Below are 20,763 nucleotides of genomic sequence, written 5' to 3'. Positions count from 1 at the left end.
GCAGGCCTGTGCCCTCTCCCGCGCCTTTCCCCCTTGACCGCGGCGCCCCCCGTGCGGAGAAAGACCCATCATGGCCACAGCGACCCTTACCATCGACCTCGACGCCATCGCCGCCAACTGGCGCGCCTTGGACAAGCTTTCCGGCCCCGGCGTGCAGACCGCCGCCGTGGTCAAGGCAGATGCCTACGGGCTTGGCACCGCGCGGGTGGCGCGGGCGCTGGCGCAGGCGGGCGCGCGGCGGTTCTTTGTCGCCGTCGCCGAAGAGGGCGTGGCCGTGCGGCAGGCGCTTGGCCCCGGGCCGCAGATCAGCATCCTGTCCGGCCATATGGCCGGCGATACCGAGATGATGCATGATCTGGACCTGACCCCCATGCTGAACAGCCTGGAGCAGATCACCCGCCATCTGGAGGCGCTCCCCGGCCATCCGTTCGGGGTGCAGCTGGACACCGGCATGAACCGGCTGGGCGTCGAGATGCTGGAATGGCAGGCCGTCGCCCCGATTCTGCTGGAAGCCGGGCCTGTCATGCTGATGAGCCATCTGGCCTGCGCCGATGAGCCGGACCATCCGATGAACGCCCATCAGCTGGAGGTGTTTCACGAGATGACCGACGGCACCGGCGTGCCGCGCAGCTTTGCCGCCACCGGGGGCATCCTTCTGGGGCCGAAATATCACTTCGACCTGACCCGGCCGGGGGTCGGCCTTTATGGCGGGCGCCCCTTCGACATGGCCGAGCGGGTGGTGACGCTGTCGCTGCCGGTGATCCAGACGCGTGAGGTCGCCCCGGGCGAGATCGTCGGCTATTCCTGCGGGTGGGAGGCGGAGGCGCCTTCGGTCGTGGCGACCGTGGCCGCGGGCTATGCCGACGGGATTACCCGGCGGCTGTCGAACAATGCGGTTTTGTGGGACGGGGCCACGCCTTGCCCTCTGATCGGGCGGGTGTCGATGGATCTGATCACCGTGGATGTGACCCATCTGCCCGAAGTGCCCAAATATCTGGACCTTCTCGGCCCGCATCAGACGGTGGACGATCTGGCCGATGCCGCGGGCACCATCGGATATGAGATCCTGACCTCGCTGGGCCACCGTTATCTGCGTCGCTATCAGGAGAGCCGCGGATGACGGCAACCCTTGCCGGCGCGCTGGCGGCCCTTGGCCGGCCGGTGCTGGCCTTTCTGGCGGCCGTGGGCCGGGTGGCGCTTTTTGCCGCGCAGGCCGTGGGGCACCTGTTCCGCCCGCCATTCTACTGGCGTGAATTCGGACAGGCGGTGCTGCAGATCGGCTGGTTTTCCCTGCCGGTCGTCGGCCTGACCGCGATCTTTACCGGCGGCGCGCTGGCCCTGCAGATCTATGCGGGCGGCAACCGCTTTGGCGCCGAGGCGGTGGTGCCGCAGATCGTGGCCATCGGCATGGCGCGCGAACTGGGGCCCGTGCTGGGCGGGCTGATGGTGGCGGCGCGGGTGGCCAGCTCCATCGCCGCGGAAATCGGCACGATGAAGGTGACCGAACAGATCGACGCGCTGACCACACTGTCCACCAACCCGCTGAAATACCTTGTGGTTCCGCGGCTTCTGGCCGCCACGCTGACCGTGCCGGTTCTGGTGGGGGTGGGCGATTCCATCGGCATCATGGGCGGCTGGCTGGTCGGCATCACAAGGCTGGATTTCAACTCGGCCACTTACCTCAAGAACACCATGGATTTTCTGGAGGTCTGGGATGTCGGCTCCGGTCTGGTCAAAGGCGCGGTCTTCGGCTTCCTCGTGGCGCTGATGGGCTGCTACCATGGCATGACCTCGGGCCGGGGCGCGCAGGGCGTGGGGGCGGCCACCAAATCCGCGGTCGTCGCGGCCTCGGTCCTGATCCTGGCCGCCAATTATGTGCTGACGGAGGTGTTCTTCTCGGCATGATCCAGCTCTCTGGCGTTCACAAGGCGTTCGGCGCCAACCGGGTGCTGAACGGGGTCGATCTGACGATCGGCCGCGGCGAAAGCATGGTCATCATCGGCGGGTCCGGAACGGGCAAGTCGGTCACGCTGAAATGCATCCTTGGGCTGGTGCGCCCGGATGCGGGGACCATCACGCTGGACGGGCAGGATGTGACGCGGGCCGACCGTGACGCCTTTCTGGCGCGCTTCGGCATGCTGTTTCAGGGGGCTGCGCTGTTCGACAGCCTGCGCGTCTGGGAGAACGTGGCCTTCCGCCTGCTGCGCGGCAGCCTGAAACGCCCCAAGGACGAGGCGCGCGCCATCGCAATCGAAAAGTTGCGCCGTGTGGGCCTTGGCCCGCAGGTGGCGGACCTGTTCCCGGCGGAGCTGTCGGGCGGCATGCAAAAGCGCGTGGGCCTGGCCCGAGCCATTGCCGCAAACCCCGAGATCATCTTTTTTGATGAACCCACCACCGGCCTCGATCCGATCATGGCGGGCGTCATCAACGATCTGATCCGCGAGATCGTGACCGAGATGGGCGCCACCGCAATGACCATCACCCATGACATGACATCCGTGCGCGCCATCGCCGACCGGGTGGCCATGCTGCATGGTGGCATCGTGCGCTGGACCGGCAGCGTGGCAGAGATGGACAGTACGGCGGACCCTTACGTCCAGCAGTTCATCCACGGCCGGGCCGAAGGCCCGATCCCCGCGGTGCGGTGATGGAGCCCGATCTCCTGCAGCGGCTGTTCACGCCGTCGCCGGTGATGTTCTGGCTGGTCATGCTCTTGCCGCTGACAATCACCCTGTCCGGCGTGGTGGGGGCGGCGGAACGCCATACGGGCAACCGGCGGCTGGCGGTCTGGGCCGCGGTCCTGACGATCTGGCTGTTCCTGCCTTTGACCTTTGCGGATCCGGTGGCGGCGCAGGTCTCCGCCATGGCCAGCATTCTGGCCTGGCTGGGGCTGGTGGCCTTCTGGGGCCGCCATGTCTGGAACCACTGGCCCAGCCCGGTCTGGGCGCATGCGCTGGTGATCACCCATCTGATGGCCATCGCCGTGGGTGCGGCGGTGGCGGTGATCCGGCTGGCACTGAGTTAAACCCTTAGAATTCCGCCCCGCCGCCATCCCAGGGCCGCGCAAGATTGCCGAAGCGGGTGAACCGGCCTTCGAAGGACAAGGGCACCGTGCCGATGGGGCCGTGGCGCTGCTTGCCGATGATGACCTCGGCCACGCCATGGCATTTCGCCATGATTTCCTGCCAGGCGGCCATTTTCTCCAGCTCATGGTCGGCGGGCTTTTCGCGTTCCTTGTAGTATTCCTCGCGGAAGACAAACATCACCACATCGGCGTCCTGCTCGATCGAGCCGGATTCGCGCAGGTCCGACAGCTGCGGGCGCTTGTCCTCGCGGCTTTCCACCTGACGCGACAGCTGCGAAAGCGCGATCACCGGGATGTTCAGCTCCTTGGCAATCGCCTTCAGCCCCTGGGTGATTTCCGAAACTTCCTGCACCCGGTTCGCCTCGGACGCTTTGGACGACCCTTTCAACAGCTGAAGATAGTCGATCATCAACACATCCAGCCCATGCGTCCGCTTCAGCCGCCGCGCCCGCGCCGCCACCTGCGAGATCGGCAGGGCGGGCGTGTCGTCGATATAAAGCGGGCAGGATTCCAGCTGCTTCGCCGCATCCACGAATTTGCGGAACTCGAATTCCTCCATATCGCCGCGGCGGATCTTTTCCGACGGGATTTCAGAGGCTTCGGAAAGGATCCGCGCGGCCAGCTGCTCGGCCGACATTTCAAGGCTGAAGAAGCCCACCACCCCGCCTTCGACGGCACCTTCGTGCCCGTCGGGCTTGCGCCCGCGCCGATAGGCCTTGGCGATGTTGAAGGCGATGTTGGTCGCCAGAGAGGTCTTGCCCATCGAGGGGCGGCCCGCAAGGATGATGAGGTCGCTTTCGTGCAGCCCGCCCAGCTTCTTGTCCAGATCGACAAGGCCGGTGGAAATCCCCGCCAGACCACCACCACGCTGATAGGCGGCGTTGGCGACGTTCACTGCATCGGTGACCGCCTTCAGGAAGGACTGGAAACCGCGTTCGGCCACGCCCTGTTCGCCCAGTTTATACAGCCGCTGTTCGGCCTCGGTGATCTGTTCGCGCGGTTCGGACTGGACATCCACCTTCTGGGCGCGGTCGGCAATGTCTCGGCCCAGCTGGATCAACTCACGCCGCACGGCCAGATCATAGATCATCTGCGCATAGTCGCGGGCGGCAAAGCTGCTGATCGCTGCCCCCGCCAGCCGCACCAGATAGGCCGGGCCGCCCAGTTCCTTCAGCCCCGGATCATCCTCCATGAAGGCTTTCAGCGTGACCGGGCTGGCAAGGGCATTCTTCTGGATGCGGGCCGAGGCGATTTCAAAGATCCGCTGATGCACGGGATCAAAGAAATGCGGCGGCTTCACCAGACTGGCGATGCGGTCATAGATGTCGTTGTTGACGAGGATCGCGCCCAGAAGCTGCTGTTCCGCCTCGATGTTATGGGGCAGGGCCTCGGCTGCCGGGGCATCGGCCGAAGCCGGGACGGCGGGCCGCAGGGGGGTGATCTCGCTCATGTCATTCCTCCGCAAGGCTGCGGTCTACTGGGCGGGCGCGGGCGCGCGCAATCGGGATAAGGCGGTGGAAAAGCCGGGCATAACCCGCGCTTCGGCCCCCGCTTGGGCGCCAAGACTACCATATCTGGGGGAGGGGCAGGGGGAAACCGTCAAGCGGCAGGATTCGGAGACAAACTTGTCCCCAAATCATCCACAGCCGCTTCCCCCGGTTATTTCGGCCGTTTACGTCGCCGGCCTATTTCGAACGCGCCGCCTGCCAGGCCCGGGGATCGTTCAGAAAATCTTCCACCCCTTGCAGGGTCTCTTCATCAAACGTGCGCTGCGCGCGCGCCTCGGCCAGCATGTCCCACCATGTGCAAAGATAGGACAAGGCAACGCCATGCTCGGCCAGCTTCGCCTCGGTCTCTTTGAAAATACCGTAGTAGAAGATCACGGCGGTGCGGTCGCAGGTGGCGCCGGTTTCGCGGATCGCATCGACGAAGGACAGCTTCGACCCGCCGTCCGTGGTCAGATCCTCGACCAGCAGCACCCGCTGCCCCTCAGACATCGCGCCTTCGATCCGGGCATTGCGGCCATAGCCTTTGGGCTTTTTCCGCACATAGGTCATCGGCAGGGCCAGCCGCTCAGCCACCAGGGCTGCAAAGGGAATGCCCGCCGTCTCGCCCCCGGCGATGTTGTCATAGGTCTCGAACCCGCCGTCGCGCAGGATGGTGACGGCCAGAAAATCCATCAGCATCGACCGGATGCGCGGATAGGAAATCAGCTTGCGGCAGTCGATATAGGTGGGCGAGGGCAGGCCGGAGGCCAGAGTGAACGGCTCGCGCGCGTTGAAATGCACGGCGCCGATTTCCAGAAAGGCGCGGGCGGTCAGACGGGCGATTTCTTCCTTGGGCGGGAAGGCGGCGGCGATCATGTGAAACTCCTTGCGGCTTTCATACTGGTCCAAATATCCCCGCCGGAGGCTTCCCCGGCTGCGGGCGGACGCTCCGCGGGGGATATTTGAGCCAGTATGAAATCAGCTTGCAACGTGCCAGTGGACGGGGAAACCGGGATCGAAGACGGTGACGGGCCCGGCTTCGGTCAGGATCTTGGACGGAAAGACATGCGGCTTTGCGCCCTTGATCAGCCGCAGCGTGGCGGTGTTCACCGGCAGGCGGTAGAAGGCCGGGCCGTTCAGGCTGGCAAAGGCCTCCAGCCGGTCCAGCGCGCCGTCTTCCTCGAAGACATGGGCCAGAAGAGGCATGGTGTTCGTGGCGGTGAAACAGCCCGCGCAGCCGCAGGCATGTTCCTTCAGCGCATCGACATGCGGCGCGGAATCGGTGCCGAGGAAATAGGCCGGGTTGCCGCTGGTCGCCGCGCGGCGCAGGGCGAGGCGGTGCTTTTCACGCTTGGCGACGGGCAGGCAGTAGTAATGCGGTTTGATCCCGCCCACGAGAATGTGGTTGCGGTTGATGATCAGGTGGTGCGTGGTGATCGTGGCGGCCAGATTGGCGCCGCCCGCGGCGGCATAATCCACGCCTTCTTCGGTGGTGATATGTTCCATCACCACCCGCAGTTCGGGCAGGCGGCGGCGGAGGGGATCGAGCACGGTGTCGATGAACACCGCCTCACGGTCGAAGATATCGACCTGCGGGTCGACCACCTCGCCATGGGTGCAAAGGGGCAGGCCGATCTCGGCCATTTTCTCCAGCACCGGCATGACGCGGGTCAGATCGCGCACGCCGCCGTGGGAATTCGTCGTGGCCCCGGCGGGATAGAGCTTCACCGCCTTTACAAGGCCCGAGGCCGCAGCGGCGGCCACATCCGCCGGATCGGTGCCTTCGGTCAGATAGAGCGTCATCAGCGGCTCAAACACCATGCCTTCTGGCAGCGCCGCAAGGATGCGGTCGCGGTAGGCCGCGGCATCGGCGGCGGTCACCACCGGCGGCACAAGGTTCGGCATGATGATCGCGCGAGCGAAATCGCGGGCGGTTTCCGGCAGCACACCTTTCAGCATCGCGCCATCGCGCAGATGCAGGTGCCAGTCGTCGGGGCGGCGGATGAGGATTTCCTGACTCATGCCCTGCCGCTATCCGAAACCGCGTGTCTTTGCCAGAGACTTCCGGCAGGATCGCCGCAAAGAGGAGGGGCCCATGACGCTCTATCACGGAAGTTGCCAATGCGGTGCGGTGCAGTGGCGGGTGGAGGCTTCGCTGGATAAGCCGGTGACCTGCAACTGTTCGCGCTGCCAGCGGCTTGGCTCGGTTCTGGTCTTCGCGCCGCAATCGGCCTTCGTTCTGGAACAGGGCGAAGAGTCGCTGACCGATTACCTATTCAACAAAGAGGTGATCCGCCATCGTTTCTGCAAGACCTGCGGGATCCAGAGCTTTTCGGAGGGCAGCATGCCGGACGGCACGCCCATGGTAGCGATCAATGTCAATTGCATTGAAGGCGTGAACCCGCGCGAGGTGGCGAGCCACGCCTTTGCCTATGACGGGGCCGCGACATGACGCGCGCGCTGATTCCCGGTCTGCTGGCCGGATGTTTCCTGGCCCTGCCTGCGGCGGCGCAGGAGGTGGATTGTGCCAATGCCATGGCGCAGATGGAGCTGAATTATTGTGCCGAGCAGGATTGGGTCGCCGCGGATGACGCGCTGAACGCCGCCTATAAGGAGGCGATGGCTCTGCTGCGCGCCTATGACAAGGAAAACCCGTCCGATTTCCCCGAAGCCGACCGGCTGCAGAAGGCGCAGCGCGCCTGGATCACCTACCGTGATCTGGCCTGCGATGCGGCGGGCTTTCCCATGCGGGGCGGCAGCGCCGAGCCTTTGCTCATCTACGGCTGTCTTGCCCATCTGACCGAACAGCGGACCGAGGATCTGCACAGCCTGCTGGAGACGGGTTGATCGGGAAACGCCAGGCCCCGAAAGCCGGGGAGCGGCGATGCGGGTTTCCCGCAGGCCGCTGCGTCAGGCCTCAGGATCGGCGGGCGGCGCCGTGTCGCCTGCCATCAGCGCGGCCAGCCGGCGGGCAAAACGCGGTGCTTTCAGCCGGCGGGTGACCGAGCGGCAGATCATCGCCTCATGCCCCGGCCGGCCCGCAGCGGCGGCCTTGGCGAGCATGAGTTTCAGATAGGGCACGGCTTCGCGCCGCGCCCGCCAGAACGCGGCAAAGCGGGCGGGGGTCAGGGTGCCCTCCATCGCGGCCAAGATCAGCGCGTCCTGGCTTCCGGCGATTTCCAGAAACCGCTCGGTATTCTCGCCGGTGTGGCGGGCATTCAGCACGGTCGTCCAGGGGCGGCGGAACAGTGCGGCATGGGCCGCATCGGGGCCGTAATGCGGATCATGCACCAGCCAGACCCGTTCGGCGCCTTCGGTCATATCCGGCGCATAGCCATAGCGGCTGGTGAAATCCAGCCGCCGCGCCGCCGGGTTGCGGCGGTCCCAGCCCGCCCGCTCGGGCGTCATGCTGGCGCGCGGAGAGATCAGCAGCGCCCGCGCGCCCGGTGCGGCCACGACATAGGCGCCCGCGGCATAGCCCGCAGCGCCGGCCCCATAGAACAGCACCTGATCGAAATCGTCGAAGAAGGCGTCATCCACCAGCCGGTCGAAATAGCCCCAGACTTCGGGCGCGCGCCAGAACGTCTCACCCTCGGCCAGAATGGTCAGGACGGACCAGCCGTTTTGCTGCGCCAGCGGCCAGATCGCGGGCATCTGCCCTTCACGCGCGCGCAGCGCCTCGGCCCGTTCGAAGGTCACGACAAGTGTGGTTCCGGTTTCCGCAAAGAAGGCCCAGTGCTTGTTGCCCAGCCGTTCCAGATAGCCGTCTTCCTCGGCCACGTCGTCCATGGCGGACAGCCAGTCCGGCAGGCGGCGGGCGGGACGGCTTTCCTGAGCGGACAGGTCGGACATGACAATAACCCTGATACTTTGCGCCCCCGCCTGCCCTTTATCGCGCGGCAGGGCCCATGCGGCAAGCCGGGACGGGGGGAACAGATTGTTTCCCGCCTGTGCCGCAAGCGGGATGCGCAAGACAGAACGGCGCGCCGCCGGGATCAAGCCGGGGGCGCGCCGCAGGTCCGGGGCGAGGGGTGGGAGCGTTATCGCCCGGGACGCCTTAGAAAAACGCCTGAAGCCCGGTGACGGCGCGGCCCAGGATCAGGGCGTGCACGTCATGGGTGCCTTCGTAGGTGTTCACCGTCTCAAGGTTCACCATGTGGCGAATCACCTGGAATTCCTCGGAAATCCCGTTGCCGCCGTGCATGTCGCGGGCATGGCGGGCGATTTCCAGCGCCTTGCCGCAATTGTTGCGCTTGATGACCGAGATCATCTCGGGCGCGGCATTCGCCTCGTCCAGCAGGCGGCCCACACGCAAGGCGGCCTGAAGTCCCAGAGAGATTTCCGTCAGCATGTTCGCCAGTTTCAGCTGATAGAGCTGGGTGTTCGCAAGCGGGCGGCCGAATTGCTTGCGGTCCAGCCCATATTGGCGCGCGGCATGCATGCAGAACTCCGCAGATCCCATCACGCCCCAGGCGATGCCATAGCGCGCGCGGTTCAGACAGCCGAACGGACCTTTCAGCCCCTCGACATGCGGCAGAAGCGCGTCTTCGCCGACCTCGACATTCTCCATGACGATTTCGCCGGTGATCGAGGCGCGGAGGCTGATCTTGCCGCCGACCTTGGGCGCGGACAGGCCCTTCATCCCGCGGTCCAGCACGAAGCCGCGGATCTTGCCGCCATGCGCCTCGGACTTGGCCCAGACCACGAAGACATCGGCGATCGGCGCGTTGGAAATCCACATCTTTGCGCCATTCAGGACATAGCCGCCCGCGGTCTTCTTCGCGACAGTCTTCATCCCGGCGGGATCGGACCCCGCATCCGGCTCGGTCAGGCCGAAGCAGCCGATCCATTCGCCCGAGGCGAGCTTGGGCAGGTATTTCTTGCGCTGCTCCTCGGACCCATAGGCGTAGATCGGATACATCACGAGGCTGGACTGCACCGACATCATGCTGCGGTAGCCGCTGTCGACCCGCTCCACCTCACGTGCGATCAGCCCGTAGGAGACGTAGTTCGCGCCCAGCCCGCCATATTCCTCGGGCACAGTCACGCCCAGAAGGCCCATTTCCCCCATTTCGCGGAAGATGGCCGGATCGGTCGATTCCTCGCGGAAGGCCTGAATGACGCGGGGTTGCAGCTTTTCCTGCGCATAGGTGCGGGCGGCGTCGCGCAGCGCGCGCTCTTCCTCGGTCAGCTGATCTTCCAGCCGGAACGGATCCTCCCAGTCAAAGCGCGACAGATCGGGGGCGTCTTTCGCCTTCAGCTTGGGTTTGTCGGTCATGGCGGGTTTCCTTTGCGTCTGCTGGCGCCATCCTTGCATGACGGGCCCTGCGGCGCTATCGAAACGCTGTCACGGGTTCATGAGGTTAACTCATATGCTGCCGCGCCGCTACCTGCCGTCGATCCCCTCCTTGCTGGCGCTGGAGGCGCTGGACCGGCTGGGCACCGCTTCGGCCGTGGCAGCGGAACTGGCGCTGACCCAGGGCGCGGTATCACGGCAGCTGCAGGTTCTGGAGGGACAGCTGGGCGTGGCGCTGGTGCGGCGGGAAAAGCAGCGCCTGATCCTGACACCCGCCGCCCGGGACTATGTGGCAGAGGTGAGGAAAGCCCTGAAAACCATTGCCGATGCCTCGCTGACTTTGCGCGCCAATCCGCAGGGCGGGGCGCTGAATCTGGCGATCCTGCCCGCCTTTGGCATGCATTGGCTGGCACCGCGGCTGGCCCGGTTTGCCGCGGCGCATCCGGAGGTGACGGTGAACCTGTCCACCCGGCTGCGCCCCTTCGACTTTGCCGCCACCGCCTTTGATGCGGCGATCCACTACGGGCGGCAGGACTGGCCCGGCGTGTCATTCATGAAGCTCATGGACGAAGATCTGCTGGCGGTGGCGGCCCCCGGTCTGCTGCCTGCGCCGGCCCGCGCGGCGGGGGACCTGCTGCGCCTGCCGCTTCTGCAGCTGGACAGCCGGACGGGTGACTGGGGCCGCTGGCTTGCCCATCACGGCCAGCCGGGGCAGCGTCCGGCGGCCATGCTGTTCGATCAATATGCCACCATGGCGCAGGCGGCGGTGCATGGCATGGGCGTGGCGCTGCTGCCGACATTCCTGATCGGGGCCGAGCTGGCACAGGGCCGGCTGCTGCCCGCCTTCGGTCCGGCGGTCCGTGCATTGGGCAGCTATTACCTCGTCTGGCCCGAGGTCCGGGCCGAGCGTGCGCCCCTCGCTTCGCTCCGCCGCTGGCTGTCGGCCGAAGCCGGAGAGACAGGCCCTGTCATTGCCTGACAGGCGGAACCGTGCCGTCCGGGGCAACGTTGCTATCGCATATCAGGGGGGCGGGCCGCTATGTCGGGGTATGTCCGGCGGGGTCCGGTGCGGGAATCGGCCCGCGTCGTCCCTATGGCCAGCTGGCACGAGAGGAAGGTCCATGCGCAGAATTCTCATCACCTCCACGGCATTCTCGGTGGCGATGACATCGTTCCACACGCTGCCCGCCCGGGCGCAGACAGTGCTGGACGATGGCTCTATCGCGGGGCCGGACGGCACGATCCTCTGCACCCCCACGCCGGACGCGCCCTGTGATCTGGATGCGATCATGGCCCAGCTGAAGGCCGCAGGTGATGCCGCCGCTGCCGAAGCGGCGGCGGCTGCGGAAGCCGCGGCGCAGGCACAGGCCGAAGCCGAGGCGGCAGCCAAGGCCGAGGCAGATGCGCAGGCGCAGGCGGAAGCCGATGCCAAGGCCGCTGCGGACGCGGCGGCGCAGGCCCAGGCTGAGGCAGATGCCAAGGCTGCTGCCGATGCGGCGGCACAGGCCGCGGCCGAAGCAGAAGCGCAAGCCCAAGCCGAGGCGGATGCGAAGGCTGCCGCAGACGCAGCCGCGCAGGCCCAGGCCGAAGCCGATGCAAAGGCTGCCGAGGAGGCCGCAGCGCAGGCCACGGCAGAGGCGGAGGCGCAAGCCCAGGCCGAGGCTGACGCCAAGGCTGCCGCGGATGCGGCGGCGCAGGCGGCGACGGAAGCACAGGCCGCGGCTGAAGCTGCGGCGGCGGAGGCCGACGCACAGGCGCAGGCCGAGGCGGAAGCTGCGGCCAAGGCCGCGGAAGATGCAGCCGCGCAGGCCGCGGCCGAAGCGGCAGCGGCGGCGGATGCGGCCACCGCGACGGCGGAAGAGGCGGCGGCCCCCGAGGCGGCCCCGGAAGAGGCTGCCCCTGCCGAAACCACCGCCGCAGAAGGCACGCCGGTCGAGACCCCCGCCGAAACCGTTGCGGCCGAGCCGGTCGATGCGCCGGTGCCGGAGGCTGAGGCGGTGCAGACCCTGACCGAAATCCTGTCGCTCCCCGAAGCGGTGGATGAAACGGGCGAGCTTGCTGCGCCCGCGGTTGGTGCTGCTGCGGCTGTTGCGGCCGCGGTCGGCGCGGACGGCGCTCCGGCCACCGCAGATGGCACTACCCCGCCTGCGCAACCTGCCGCTGATCCGGTGGCGGTGGTGTCGGAAATCATTTCCGGTGACGCGACCCGCACCTCGGAGCAGGATTTCGCCGCCGCCCCTGTTGCCGTTGAAGGCGGCAAGAAATCCGGCCTGTCGGATCTGGAGAAGGTGGGCCTTGTCGCGCTTGGCGCGCTGGTGGTGGGCGCCATCATCAACGAAGGCAAGAAGGACGAGAAGAAGGTCGTCACCAATTCGGGTGACCGCGTGGTCGTGGAAAATCCGGACGGCAGCTATGTGATCTACAAGGATGACGATGCGGTGCTGCGCCGCCCGGGCGTGAAGACCACGACGGAAACCTATTCCGACGGCTCGACCCGCACGGTGGTGCAGCGCGACGACGGCACGCAGGTGGTGACGGTGCGCGATGCCTCGGGCCGGGTGCTGAAACGGTCGGCCTATGACAGCCGCGGCGTCGAGGTCGTTCTGATCGACGATCTTTATCCCGAACAGCCGATCATCGTCAGCGAATTGCCGAAGCCGCGCCCTGACCGGGTGACGATCTCGACCTCGGACAATGATGCTGCGCTGAAGGCGGAACTGGCCGCGATGGAGGCCGAGAACATTGGCCGCAAATTCAGCCTGCGCCAGATCCGCGAAATCCCCGAAGTGCGGGCACTGGCCGCCACAGTGGAGGTCGATTCCATCACCTTCGACACCGGATCGGCAGCGATCCGCGCCAGCGAGGCGCGCAAGCTGGCCGATCTGGGGCGGCTGATGCAGAGCCTGCTCGACACCAATCCCGGCCATGTCTTCCTGATCGAAGGCCATACCGATGCCGTCGGCTCAGCCTCGTCGAACCTTCTGCTGTCGGACCGCCGGGCCGAAAGCCTGGCGCTGGCGCTGAACGAATATTTCGACATCCCGCCGGAAAATCTGGTGGTGCAGGGCTATGGCGAGTCGGAACTGAAGGTGCAGAGCGCGGGCGATGAGCGCGCGAACCGCCGGGTGGTGGTTCGGTTGATCACGCCGCTGCTGCGCAAGGCCGAATTGCGCTGAACTTCCGATCCTGACCAGATGGCCCGCGGCATATCCTTGCCGCGGGCCTTTTCATTCGCGCGCCGCTCTGGTCCTTTGAGGCAGGAGGTGCGGCATGGTCACGGAGTATATCCCCGAATGCGCGCTGGACTGGCACCGGGCGGGGCAGGGTGCGGTTCTGGCCACGGTGGTAGAGACCTGGGGCTCGGCCCCGCGGCGGGCGGGCAGCCAGATGGCGGTGCGCGGCGACGGGCTGTTCGCCGGCTCCGTCTCCGGCGGCTGCGTCGAAGGGGCCGTGGTGGCCGAGGCGCTGGACGTGCTGGCCGCGGGACAGCCACGGCTGCTGGAATATGGTGTCAGTGACGAGAATGCCTTTGCACAGGGGCTGGCCTGCGGCGGGCGCATCCGCATTCTGCTGGAGCCGGTCGGGCCGGTGTTGCCCGAGGCGCTGCTGGCCAAGCTGGTCGCGGCGCGGGTGGCACGGCTGTCGGTGGCGCAGGTGGTGGAAACGGACGGCACCCGGCGTCTGATCCGTGGCGGAGAAGATGCCTCTGTGGATATGCGCCTGAGGGCAGACCGCAGCGGGGCGGAGGCTGACGGGCGGGTCGTCATCGTCCATGCGCCGCCGGTGCGGCTGATCGTGGTGGGCGCGGTGCAGATTGCGCAGGCTTTGGTGCCGATGGCGCGGATCGCGGGGCTTTTCCCGGTGCTAGTGGACCCGCGCACGGCCTTTGCCAGCGCCGCGCGGTTTCCGGGAGAGACCCTGATCCACGACTGGCCCGATGAGGCGCTGGCCCGGCTGGCCCCGGAGGCGCGCACCGCGGTGGTGACGCTGACCCATGATCCGAAGCTGGACGATCCGGCGATCCGCGCGGCGCTGGCCACGCCGGTGTTCTATCTGGGCAGCCTCGGTTCGCGCCGGACCCATGCCGCGCGGATGGAGCGACTGGCCGCGGCGGGCGTGCCGCCGCAGGCGCTGGCCCGGATCGACGCGCCGGTCGGGCTGGACATTGGTGCCGCAACGCCGGCCGAGATTGCGGTTTCAGTGCTGGCCGCGGTGATTTCCGCGCTCCGCCGCGCTGCGCCCGAATGAAAACGCAGGAATGAAAAACGGGGGCCGCAAGGGCCCCCGGTCCGGTCTGCAACGAAGAGCGGCCTCAGCGCGGGCCGATCATCATGACCATCTGCCGGCCTTCCAGCTTCGGCATCGATTCGACCTTGCCCTTGTCGCCCACATCGGCGGCCACGCGGTTCAGAAGCTCCAGCCCCAGTTCCTGATGGGCCATTTCACGGCCGCGGAAGCGCAGGGTGACCTTCACCTTGTCGCCTTCTTCCAGGAACTTCAGCACGGCACGCATCTTGACCTGATAATCATGTTCATCCGTGCCGGGACGGAACTTGATTTCCTTGATCTCGATGATCTTCTGCTTTTTGCGGGCCTCGGCCTCGCGCTTCTGCGTCTCATATTTGAACTTGCCGAAGTCCATGATCTTACAGACCGGCGGCACGGCATTCGGAGAGATCTCGACCAGATCAAGACCCGCCTCTTCGGCCATGGCCAGCGCGCGCGACGGGGTTACAACACCTACGTTTTCGCCGTCCGCGCCGATCAGGCGGATTTCCGGTGCGCGGATGCGGTCATTGATGCGCGGGCCGGTTTCGCGTTGCGGCGGGGCATTGTGGGGGCGACGTCCTATGGCAGTGGTCCTTCTGAAGGAAAATCGCGCGCAATTTATCGCTTGCGGGCGGGGCTTTCAACCCGGCCCGTGGAATATGGCTGTGTCCGAAACACTGGTCGGGACGTTTTGCAGACTTTTCAATCGGCTCCGGCGATGCCATATCCCCGGGACCGGTGTCTGTGCCGGCCATGGGAGTTGAGAGACATGAACAGAAGCGTGATCATCGGCGCTGTCGTCATTCTGCTGGCGGCGGGTGGATACTATCAGTTCAGCTACAAGCCTGCCCAGGAAGCGAAGATCGCTGCCGAGGAAGCCGCGAAGAAGGCCGCTGACGAAGCTGCGGCCGCCGCGAAGAAGGCAGAAGAAGAAGCCGCCGCCGCGGCCGCTGCGGCTGAAGCCGAGGCTGCCGCTGCCGCGGCTGCTGCCGCCAGCACGGCGGAAGCCGGGACCGAGGCCGCAGGCGCGGCCGTGGATGCAGCCGGTGCTGCGGCAGGTGCCGCCGCCGATGCAGCCGGGACCGCGGCCGAGGCCGCAGGCGATGCGGCGGGCGCGGCCGTCGAAGCCGGAACCGAAGCCGCCGGTGCCGCGGCCGAAGCTGCGGGCAATGCTGCTGCCGCCGCGGGGGATGCCGCTGCCGATGCCACCGCTGCCGCCACCACGGCTGCGACCGAGGCCGCAAACGGGGCTGCCGCCGCGCTGGACCCGGCCAATTTCAATGCCGATGCCGTGGTTGCGCTGATCGACGGCTCGTCGCTGGATGCGGCGACCAAGACCACGCTGAAGACCGCGGTCGAGGCGGCCAAGGCCAATCCGGCGCTGGTGGCCGATACGGTTGCACAGGTGAAAGCCGCACTCGGCCTCTGACCTTTCGCTGAAATTGCAGGGGCCGCGGAGATGACCCGCGGCCCTGTGCATTCCGGAACGGCTTTGCGCGATCCAGTGCTGTTCTTGCTGCCAGAACCGGAACAATGGCGATGGCTGGGAATTCATAAAATTGTGTTTCGGCGTGCAAAATTGCCCCCCCTGGCGTTCTGTCAGACCGTTCGTTGCGAGGCAGCGAGCGGAGGGAGGGATGAAGCGGGTGGATACGATCGCGCGGGTGCGGCGGGCCTTCTACGTTCAGGGCTGGTCGATGCGGAGGATCGTGCGGGAGTTGCACGTGTCGCGCAACATCGTCCGGAAGCTCCTTCGGTGTGATGAGACGGACTTCAGTTATGAGCGCGAGCGGCAGCCGATGCCGCGGATCGGGTCTTGGCAGGGGCCACTTGAGCAGTTTTTGTCTGGTAACGCAGGCAAGCCGCCGCGGGAGCGGCTGACGCTGATCCGGATATCCGAGGAACTGCGCGGGCTGGGTTATGAGGGCGGCTATGATGCCGTGCGTCGGTTTGCGAAGGGCTGTTCGCAAAGCCGGGGCGCTGTGACGGCGGAAGCCTATGTGCCGCTCTCCTATGCGCCGGGCGAGGCATACCAGTTCGACTGGAGCCACGAGGTCGTGGTGATCTCGGGCGTCACGGTGACGGTCAAGGTGGCGCATGTCCGACTTTGCCACAGCCGGATGAGGTTCGCCCGTGCCGACATGCGCGAGAGCCAGGAGATGGTTTTTGACGCGCATGACCGCGGGTTCGGCTTCTTCAGGGGCACCTGCACCCGCGGCATCCATGATAACATGAAGACGGCGGTCGAAGCCGTCTTCATCGGCAAGGAGCGTCAATACAACCGCCGCTTCTTGCAGATGTGCAGCCACTACCTCGTCCAACCCGTCGCTTGCACCCTGGCGTCAGGCTGGGAGAAGGGTCAGGTCGAGAACCAGGTCGGGTTGGTGCGGGAGCGGTTCTTCACACCGCGGCTGCGGGTCAAGAGCCTCGACGCGTTGAACGCCTGGCTGCCGGACGAATGCGTAGCCTACGCCAAGGCGCATCGTCATCCCGAAGAATCCGACAAGACGATCTGGGAGATGTTCGAGATCGAACGCCCCCCTTGTTCCTTGCGTCGGCCGCTTCGACGGCTTCCACAGCGTGCCAGCCCACTCGACCATTGTTCTTGAACCAATGGCGAACAAGGTCTCGTATGTCGAAGACCTGCACGGTGCGGTTCGACACCAGCAAATACTCGGTCTTGAGCTGCGTGCCCGATGACGGGTTGCAGGCCGTCGAAGCCGCCTGTCGGGAAGCCGTGGATCAGGGCGCCCATTCAGCCCCGGTCGTCATCAACATCCTGGCCCGACGACGAGACCCGACCCCGCAACCCCTTCTACTGACCCCCACCGCGCTGCGCCCGACCCACGAACCCGTGGCTGATTGCGCCCGGCTCACGACAGCCTCAGGAGGACCAGCCCAGATGGAACGCACCCAAATCCTAGACCTGATGGGAACGTTGAAGCTCTACGGGATGCGCAGTGCTTATGACGAGGTTATGACTGCAGGGATCAAGCGCCAGCACGAACCGCCTCGCATCGTCGGTGACTTGCTGCGGTCCGAGATCACCGAGATCGAGCCAGTGGTTCGCCACCGGTCCGAGAACCGCTGGCGAGGGGCGCGCTCGATCCGCTGCCAGATGACCATCGCCAGGCTGCCGCTGGCCAAGGATATCGAAGAGTTCGACTTCAGCGGCACGCCGATCAATGAGGGGCTGGTCAGGGAACTGGCCACAGGCAACTTCATCGCCGATCAGCGCAATGTTGTCCTGATCGGTGGCACTGGAACCGGCAAAACCCACTTGGCCATCGCCATCGCCCGCGCGCTCAGCCGAAACAGATCAAGGCAGGTGCCCAGGAAACCAGGGGAATACAGTCCACAAAACCCGGGGCTGTTCACAACGCCAGAGGAAGTCTGTCTAGACCACTTGCCCCCGCTCGCGGCGTGAGTATAAGGGCACGACGGACAGTTGGCCGAGTGGTCGAAGGCGCACGCCTGGAAAGTGTGTAGGCGGGGAACCGTCTCGAGGGTTCGAATCCCTCACTGTCCGCCATAAAACTCCCGATTTTTCATTCTAAATCAACACTTTACTGGGAAGTGCCAGAGGGACACCCTCCGCTTGCATCCCAAATTTTCCCCCAATCAAAAGGCGCTTGCCAGCAGCACCCGCCCGCAGGATCAGCCTTAAGGCACCCCACGCCAGCGGCGGAACCTCTGCCCGGTTCGCAGGGGCGGGCGGAACCCCTGTCCCCGCTGTAGCGCGACACGAATTCTTGCAGTCTGTGACACGAAAGTTTGCAGCAGGTGCGGGCCTTTGAAGGACCATTGAAACGCCGGATGTAAGTACGCCGCACATGTCGTCAACGACTATTGTTTTCAGCCCTACCGCTTCCGTGTCGCGTCGATGAGCCAAGGTGGAAGCTCCGGATCCGAAGGGGCGGCATCATCCGGTATCGCGTCCTCTGCGGCCATTTCATCTATGACCGATCTGATCATGGCGATCCGGGCAAGCTCAGTTGCCCCGAACCTCAGCATGTAGTCCGCGAGGGCCTGCTCCACCAATCCGAGGCGATCAATCAGCTGCTTTCTGTCGGCCATAGCTCGTTACCTTCTGGAACTGCTACATCATCGACGGAAACTGGTTAACGAATCGTTTAGATTGAGGACGCCGACATGGCCGCGTTTGATTTCCTTGGGACGACCGGCCGCTACAGCGCGAAGGATGTCCACCGCATGAATATGCGGCACAGCTTCATCATCGAACCGTTTCTGACTGATCTCGACGGTGCCAAGGTTCTCGACCTCGCGGCTCATGATGGGCGCTGGAGTTACGCTCTGGCCGCCGCAGGGGCGCGTCAGGTCATCGGCGTAGAAGCGCGGCCGGAGCTTGTCGCAAAGTTCAGCGACATGCCCCATGACGCCCCTGCATCGAAGGTCGAACTGGTGGTGGCCGATCTGTTCGACGCCTTGCAGGACTATGTCCGTGAAGAACAGACCTTCGACGTCGTCGCGATCTATGGCGTGCTCTACCACGTCATGGATCACTTCCTGCTACTGCGCCGGGTCACGGCGCTTCGGCCTAAGCTGGTCATCATCGATAGCGAGTTCATCACGGGCAACAGCCCCATGGTCCAGATGGTAAGAGAGCGCACAGACAACCCGCTGAACGCGATAGAGGCGACCGCCAATCAGGAGGTGACGATGGTGGGCATCCCTAGCGTCGGCGCCATGGAGGCAATGGCTGATGTCCTGGGATACCGCTGCTTCTGGCTGGACTGGGAAGCCGTCTCGGCAGATCAACGGGCAGGCCTCAGCGACTATTTCCGGAACGCGCGCAAGCGACGGCGGACGTGCTATCTGAGGCCGAAATAATGTTGTAATTCGACTATACTGCCCCCATAGCTCGCAGGTCCCGAGCTACCGTCTACGATTTACCACTCGATGTCAGATGGCCGGGGGCACCTCAGCAGGCTATCATCTGGTCCGTGGCGGGCGGGAATTCTGCACCTAGCGTCCGCATTTAAGCTTAAACTGTTCCAGAGCATCAAGAATATCATCGCTTCGAACCATGAGACACATGCTTGATGTCTCCATGTATAACTCGGCCTGCTCAGGTGTGTGCTGCATGGTAGCTTTGGCCACCTCCATGAAACCGCCGTAATTTAGACCGACAAGCCTCAACGTTGTATTCGTCCCGCCGCCCCAGTTCCGTGCTGAGCCCTGTTGCCTCCGCGAGTTGCGCCCATCCAATACCATCCCAGTCATGAGAGTCGAACCAGAGGCGACCGTGATCGTGCCGTTCGGACGATATGCATAGACCGGACTACCTGAGAAACCGGGCTTGCTTCGCATGTCAGCGACGTGTGATGGAAGAGTGCTTGTGTTCGGCTGCAGAACTTCCACGTCGGTCATGCTCAGCGCACCAAAGCGAAGAGCGGGCCGGTTGGTGAGTTTGCCGTCATAGTCAACAAATCTGCCAGCCATGAAGAGGTCTTCGCCTGGGTAAAGATCCTCCTCTGATTTCAGAATATCATCCTCAAGTATCGCTACTGGGTGCATCTCCAGTTGAGGAGGCAAATTGAGCGCGAGAAAAGCGATATCCGGGAATGATGGACCACAGAACCAGTCCTCGGGTCTACTGGGTATGACTTTCGTTCTACCATCTTGCGCGGTGTAGCGGACAACTGAGCAACGAGATTGGACAGAAACGTGCCAATTTGTCAGAGCGACGTACTGTTCGTTTGCGCCAAACGAACATCGCAAGACAACACCAGTTCCGCCAGTACGTTCGCCACTAAGCGCTGCTTCCACAGTTGAATAGAGATAAATAACCGAGTTGAGAATCTCCGGCCGCAAACTGAGATCTGGCATGAGTCACTCCCCCAACATGTCACAATGGGGAAGGCTCAGCGATGCCGCGTCAAGGGCAATTTCCGGAGGGGGCGTCAGCTCCCTCCGGCCTCCATCAGGGTCCCTCCAACCGCGCGAGATAGTCCAGCATCGCCGCATCCATGTATGCCGCGTAATGAAGGCGGGCATCGCGCTGCGAGGCGAGATCGAGGGTGCCTGTCCCGCTGTGAAACGTCCCTGCATTGAGGTTATCGAGGTTGTTGAAATACTTGCCCAGGATGTTGGCATGGCCCGGCTGAGCGAGACTATAGGGCTGCGGCGCGACAGTGAGGCTGCCTCCGTCCGCAGGCGGGTTCCCGGCGAACGGCTCGAATCCGGCGTAATGGTAGGCGCCACCCGGATCGCCCGTCGCTGCCAGCGCCGCCACCATTTGCATCATGATCTCTGACGCATAGAGCCCGTCGAGACGCTGATTTGCGTAAGGCCCTGGCGGAACCGCAGTCGGGAAGGCCTGGACACCGCCGACGATCCATTCGGTGTTGCCGAACATCAGGGCGACCTCCATCGAGTGGCCCGCCCAGATGCTGTTGGCGCTGAAGTTATTGACGACGAGCCATGCCGGCGCGCTGCCCGTCTCGGCCGCGGCCCGGGCAATCCGCCATGCCGGGTAGCTGTTGATTTCCACTGAGAAGTGACCCGTGTAGGCGCATAATTTCCACTGAGATTTGACCCATGTGACCCTCCCCCAAGCGAAGAGCGAGGGGGTCAAAGGAGTGATCGACATGGGACTACTGAAC

Annotated in this window: 20 protein-coding genes, 1 tRNA gene and 2 pseudogenes; 14 read left to right on the top strand and 9 right to left on the bottom strand. The window is 65.0% G+C overall.

Annotation, left to right across the window (positions count from 1 at the left end; genetic code table 11):
- The first annotated feature begins 70 nt into the window (after positions 1-70).
- The 4 genes from alr to ACO2Q5_RS19545 are packed head-to-tail and all read left to right on the top strand — an operon-like array spanning position 71 to position 3,025.
- Positions 71-1,120 (top strand): alanine racemase, encoded by a 1,050-nt coding sequence (alr, locus tag ACO2Q5_RS19560; RefSeq protein ID WP_423294157.1) that lies wholly within the window; start codon positions 71-73, stop codon positions 1,118-1,120.
- Complete coding sequence (locus ACO2Q5_RS19555; RefSeq protein ID WP_423294155.1) at positions 1,117-1,905, top strand: MlaE family ABC transporter permease; 789 nt, start codon at positions 1,117-1,119, stop codon at positions 1,903-1,905. Before alr ends, ACO2Q5_RS19555 begins: the two co-directional genes overlap by 4 nt.
- Entirely contained in the window at positions 1,902-2,648 is a 747-nt protein-coding gene (locus ACO2Q5_RS19550; RefSeq protein WP_423294153.1) for an ABC transporter ATP-binding protein, read from the top strand. The genes ACO2Q5_RS19555 and ACO2Q5_RS19550 overlap by 4 nt, the downstream gene beginning before the upstream one ends.
- Complete coding sequence (locus tag ACO2Q5_RS19545; RefSeq protein ID WP_423294151.1) at positions 2,648-3,025, top strand: hypothetical protein; 378 nt, start codon at positions 2,648-2,650, stop codon at positions 3,023-3,025. The genes ACO2Q5_RS19550 and ACO2Q5_RS19545 overlap by 1 nt, the downstream gene beginning before the upstream one ends.
- Positions 3,026-3,029: 4 nt before the next feature.
- On the opposite strand, the gene ACO2Q5_RS19540 is transcribed toward ACO2Q5_RS19545, so the two are convergent.
- The 3 genes from ACO2Q5_RS19540 to pyrC form a co-directional block, all read right to left on the bottom strand.
- Positions 3,030-4,535, bottom strand: coding sequence for a replicative DNA helicase (locus tag ACO2Q5_RS19540; RefSeq protein WP_423294149.1), 1,506 nt, complete (start codon positions 4,533-4,535; stop codon positions 3,030-3,032).
- 235 nt (positions 4,536-4,770) lie between these two features.
- Positions 4,771-5,448 (bottom strand): orotate phosphoribosyltransferase, encoded by a 678-nt coding sequence (locus tag ACO2Q5_RS19535; RefSeq protein WP_423294147.1) that lies wholly within the window; start codon positions 5,446-5,448, stop codon positions 4,771-4,773.
- Positions 5,449-5,550: 102 nt separating this feature from the next.
- On the bottom strand, positions 5,551-6,594 hold the full coding sequence (gene pyrC / locus ACO2Q5_RS19530; protein WP_423294145.1) for a dihydroorotase: 1,044 nt from the start codon (positions 6,592-6,594) through the stop codon (positions 5,551-5,553).
- 73 nt (positions 6,595-6,667) lie between these two features.
- Here pyrC and ACO2Q5_RS19525 point away from each other — a divergent pair, with 73 nt between their 5' ends.
- Together ACO2Q5_RS19525 and ACO2Q5_RS19520 are read left to right on the top strand one after the other, a co-directional pair.
- Positions 6,668-7,024 (top strand): GFA family protein, encoded by a 357-nt coding sequence (locus tag ACO2Q5_RS19525; RefSeq protein ID WP_423294141.1) that lies wholly within the window; start codon positions 6,668-6,670, stop codon positions 7,022-7,024.
- Entirely contained in the window at positions 7,021-7,419 is a 399-nt protein-coding gene (locus tag ACO2Q5_RS19520; RefSeq protein ID WP_423294138.1) for a lysozyme inhibitor LprI family protein, read from the top strand. Before ACO2Q5_RS19525 ends, ACO2Q5_RS19520 begins: the two co-directional genes overlap by 4 nt.
- Positions 7,420-7,482: 63 nt before the next feature.
- On the opposite strand, the gene ACO2Q5_RS19515 is transcribed toward ACO2Q5_RS19520, so the two are convergent.
- A complete protein-coding gene (locus ACO2Q5_RS19515) occupies positions 7,483-8,424 on the bottom strand; it encodes a hypothetical protein (RefSeq protein WP_423294136.1) in 942 nt (313 codons plus the stop codon).
- Positions 8,425-8,629: 205 nt separating this feature from the next.
- A complete protein-coding gene (locus ACO2Q5_RS19510; protein WP_423294134.1) occupies positions 8,630-9,850 on the bottom strand; it encodes an acyl-CoA dehydrogenase in 1,221 nt (406 codons plus the stop codon).
- 94 nt (positions 9,851-9,944) lie between these two features.
- Between ACO2Q5_RS19510 and ACO2Q5_RS19505 the strand changes: the two genes are divergently transcribed.
- From ACO2Q5_RS19505 to ACO2Q5_RS19495, 3 genes are all read left to right on the top strand, one after another.
- Entirely contained in the window at positions 9,945-10,847 is a 903-nt protein-coding gene (locus tag ACO2Q5_RS19505) for a LysR substrate-binding domain-containing protein (RefSeq protein WP_423294132.1), read from the top strand.
- Between the two features lie 142 nt (positions 10,848-10,989).
- Positions 10,990-13,044: an OmpA family protein gene (locus tag ACO2Q5_RS19500; RefSeq protein WP_423294130.1), complete on the top strand. Its 2,055-nt coding sequence runs from the start codon at positions 10,990-10,992 to the stop codon at positions 13,042-13,044.
- Between the two features lie 94 nt (positions 13,045-13,138).
- Entirely contained in the window at positions 13,139-14,116 is a 978-nt protein-coding gene (locus ACO2Q5_RS19495; protein ID WP_423294128.1) for an XdhC family protein, read from the top strand.
- A gap of 64 nt (positions 14,117-14,180) precedes the next feature.
- Here ACO2Q5_RS19495 and infC read toward each other — a convergent pair whose 3' ends face one another.
- Positions 14,181-14,720, bottom strand: coding sequence for a translation initiation factor IF-3 (infC, locus tag ACO2Q5_RS19490; protein WP_423294277.1), 540 nt, complete (start codon positions 14,718-14,720; stop codon positions 14,181-14,183).
- A gap of 186 nt (positions 14,721-14,906) precedes the next feature.
- Here infC and ACO2Q5_RS19485 point away from each other — a divergent pair, with 186 nt between their 5' ends.
- From ACO2Q5_RS19485 to ACO2Q5_RS19470, 4 genes and pseudogenes are all read left to right on the top strand, one after another.
- Positions 14,907-15,566 (top strand): hypothetical protein, encoded by a 660-nt coding sequence (locus ACO2Q5_RS19485; RefSeq protein WP_423294126.1) that lies wholly within the window; start codon positions 14,907-14,909, stop codon positions 15,564-15,566.
- Positions 15,567-15,774: 208 nt separating this feature from the next.
- Positions 15,775-17,107 (top strand): annotated as a pseudogene (istA, locus tag ACO2Q5_RS19480) (IS21 family transposase).
- Positions 17,040-17,462, top strand: a pseudogene (locus ACO2Q5_RS19475) (ATP-binding protein); the annotation flags it as partial. The pseudogenes istA and ACO2Q5_RS19475, both read left to right, overlap by 68 nt.
- A 117-nt stretch (positions 17,463-17,579) precedes the next feature.
- Positions 17,580-17,669, top strand: a tRNA-Ser gene (locus ACO2Q5_RS19470).
- Between the two features lie 329 nt (positions 17,670-17,998).
- Here the strand turns inward: ACO2Q5_RS19470 and ACO2Q5_RS19465 are convergent.
- Positions 17,999-18,214: a hypothetical protein gene (locus ACO2Q5_RS19465; protein ID WP_423294124.1), complete on the bottom strand. Its 216-nt coding sequence runs from the start codon at positions 18,212-18,214 to the stop codon at positions 17,999-18,001.
- 75 nt (positions 18,215-18,289) lie between these two features.
- Here ACO2Q5_RS19465 and ACO2Q5_RS19460 point away from each other — a divergent pair, with 75 nt between their 5' ends.
- The gene (locus ACO2Q5_RS19460) at positions 18,290-18,988 is read left to right on the top strand and encodes a class I SAM-dependent methyltransferase (protein ID WP_423294122.1); all 699 of its coding nucleotides are present in this window, start codon (positions 18,290-18,292) and stop codon (positions 18,986-18,988) included.
- Positions 18,989-19,123: 135 nt separating this feature from the next.
- Here the strand turns inward: ACO2Q5_RS19460 and ACO2Q5_RS19455 are convergent, their stop codons facing one another.
- Together ACO2Q5_RS19455 and ACO2Q5_RS19450 are read right to left on the bottom strand one after the other, a co-directional pair.
- Positions 19,124-19,987, bottom strand: a complete 864-nt coding sequence (locus tag ACO2Q5_RS19455; protein WP_423294120.1) for a hypothetical protein — start codon at positions 19,985-19,987, stop codon at positions 19,124-19,126.
- 94 nt (positions 19,988-20,081) lie between these two features.
- A partial coding sequence (locus tag ACO2Q5_RS19450) for a hypothetical protein (protein ID WP_423294118.1) occupies positions 20,082-20,763 on the bottom strand: 682 nt, incomplete at its 5' end.

Origin of the sequence: Neotabrizicola sp. VNH66, from assembly GCF_049445895.1 — a bacterium.
Lineage (GTDB): Bacteria > Pseudomonadota > Alphaproteobacteria > Rhodobacterales > Rhodobacteraceae > Pseudogemmobacter.
Note: the sequence above shows the minus strand (reverse complement) of the source record. Positions and strands in the feature narration are given on the sequence as shown.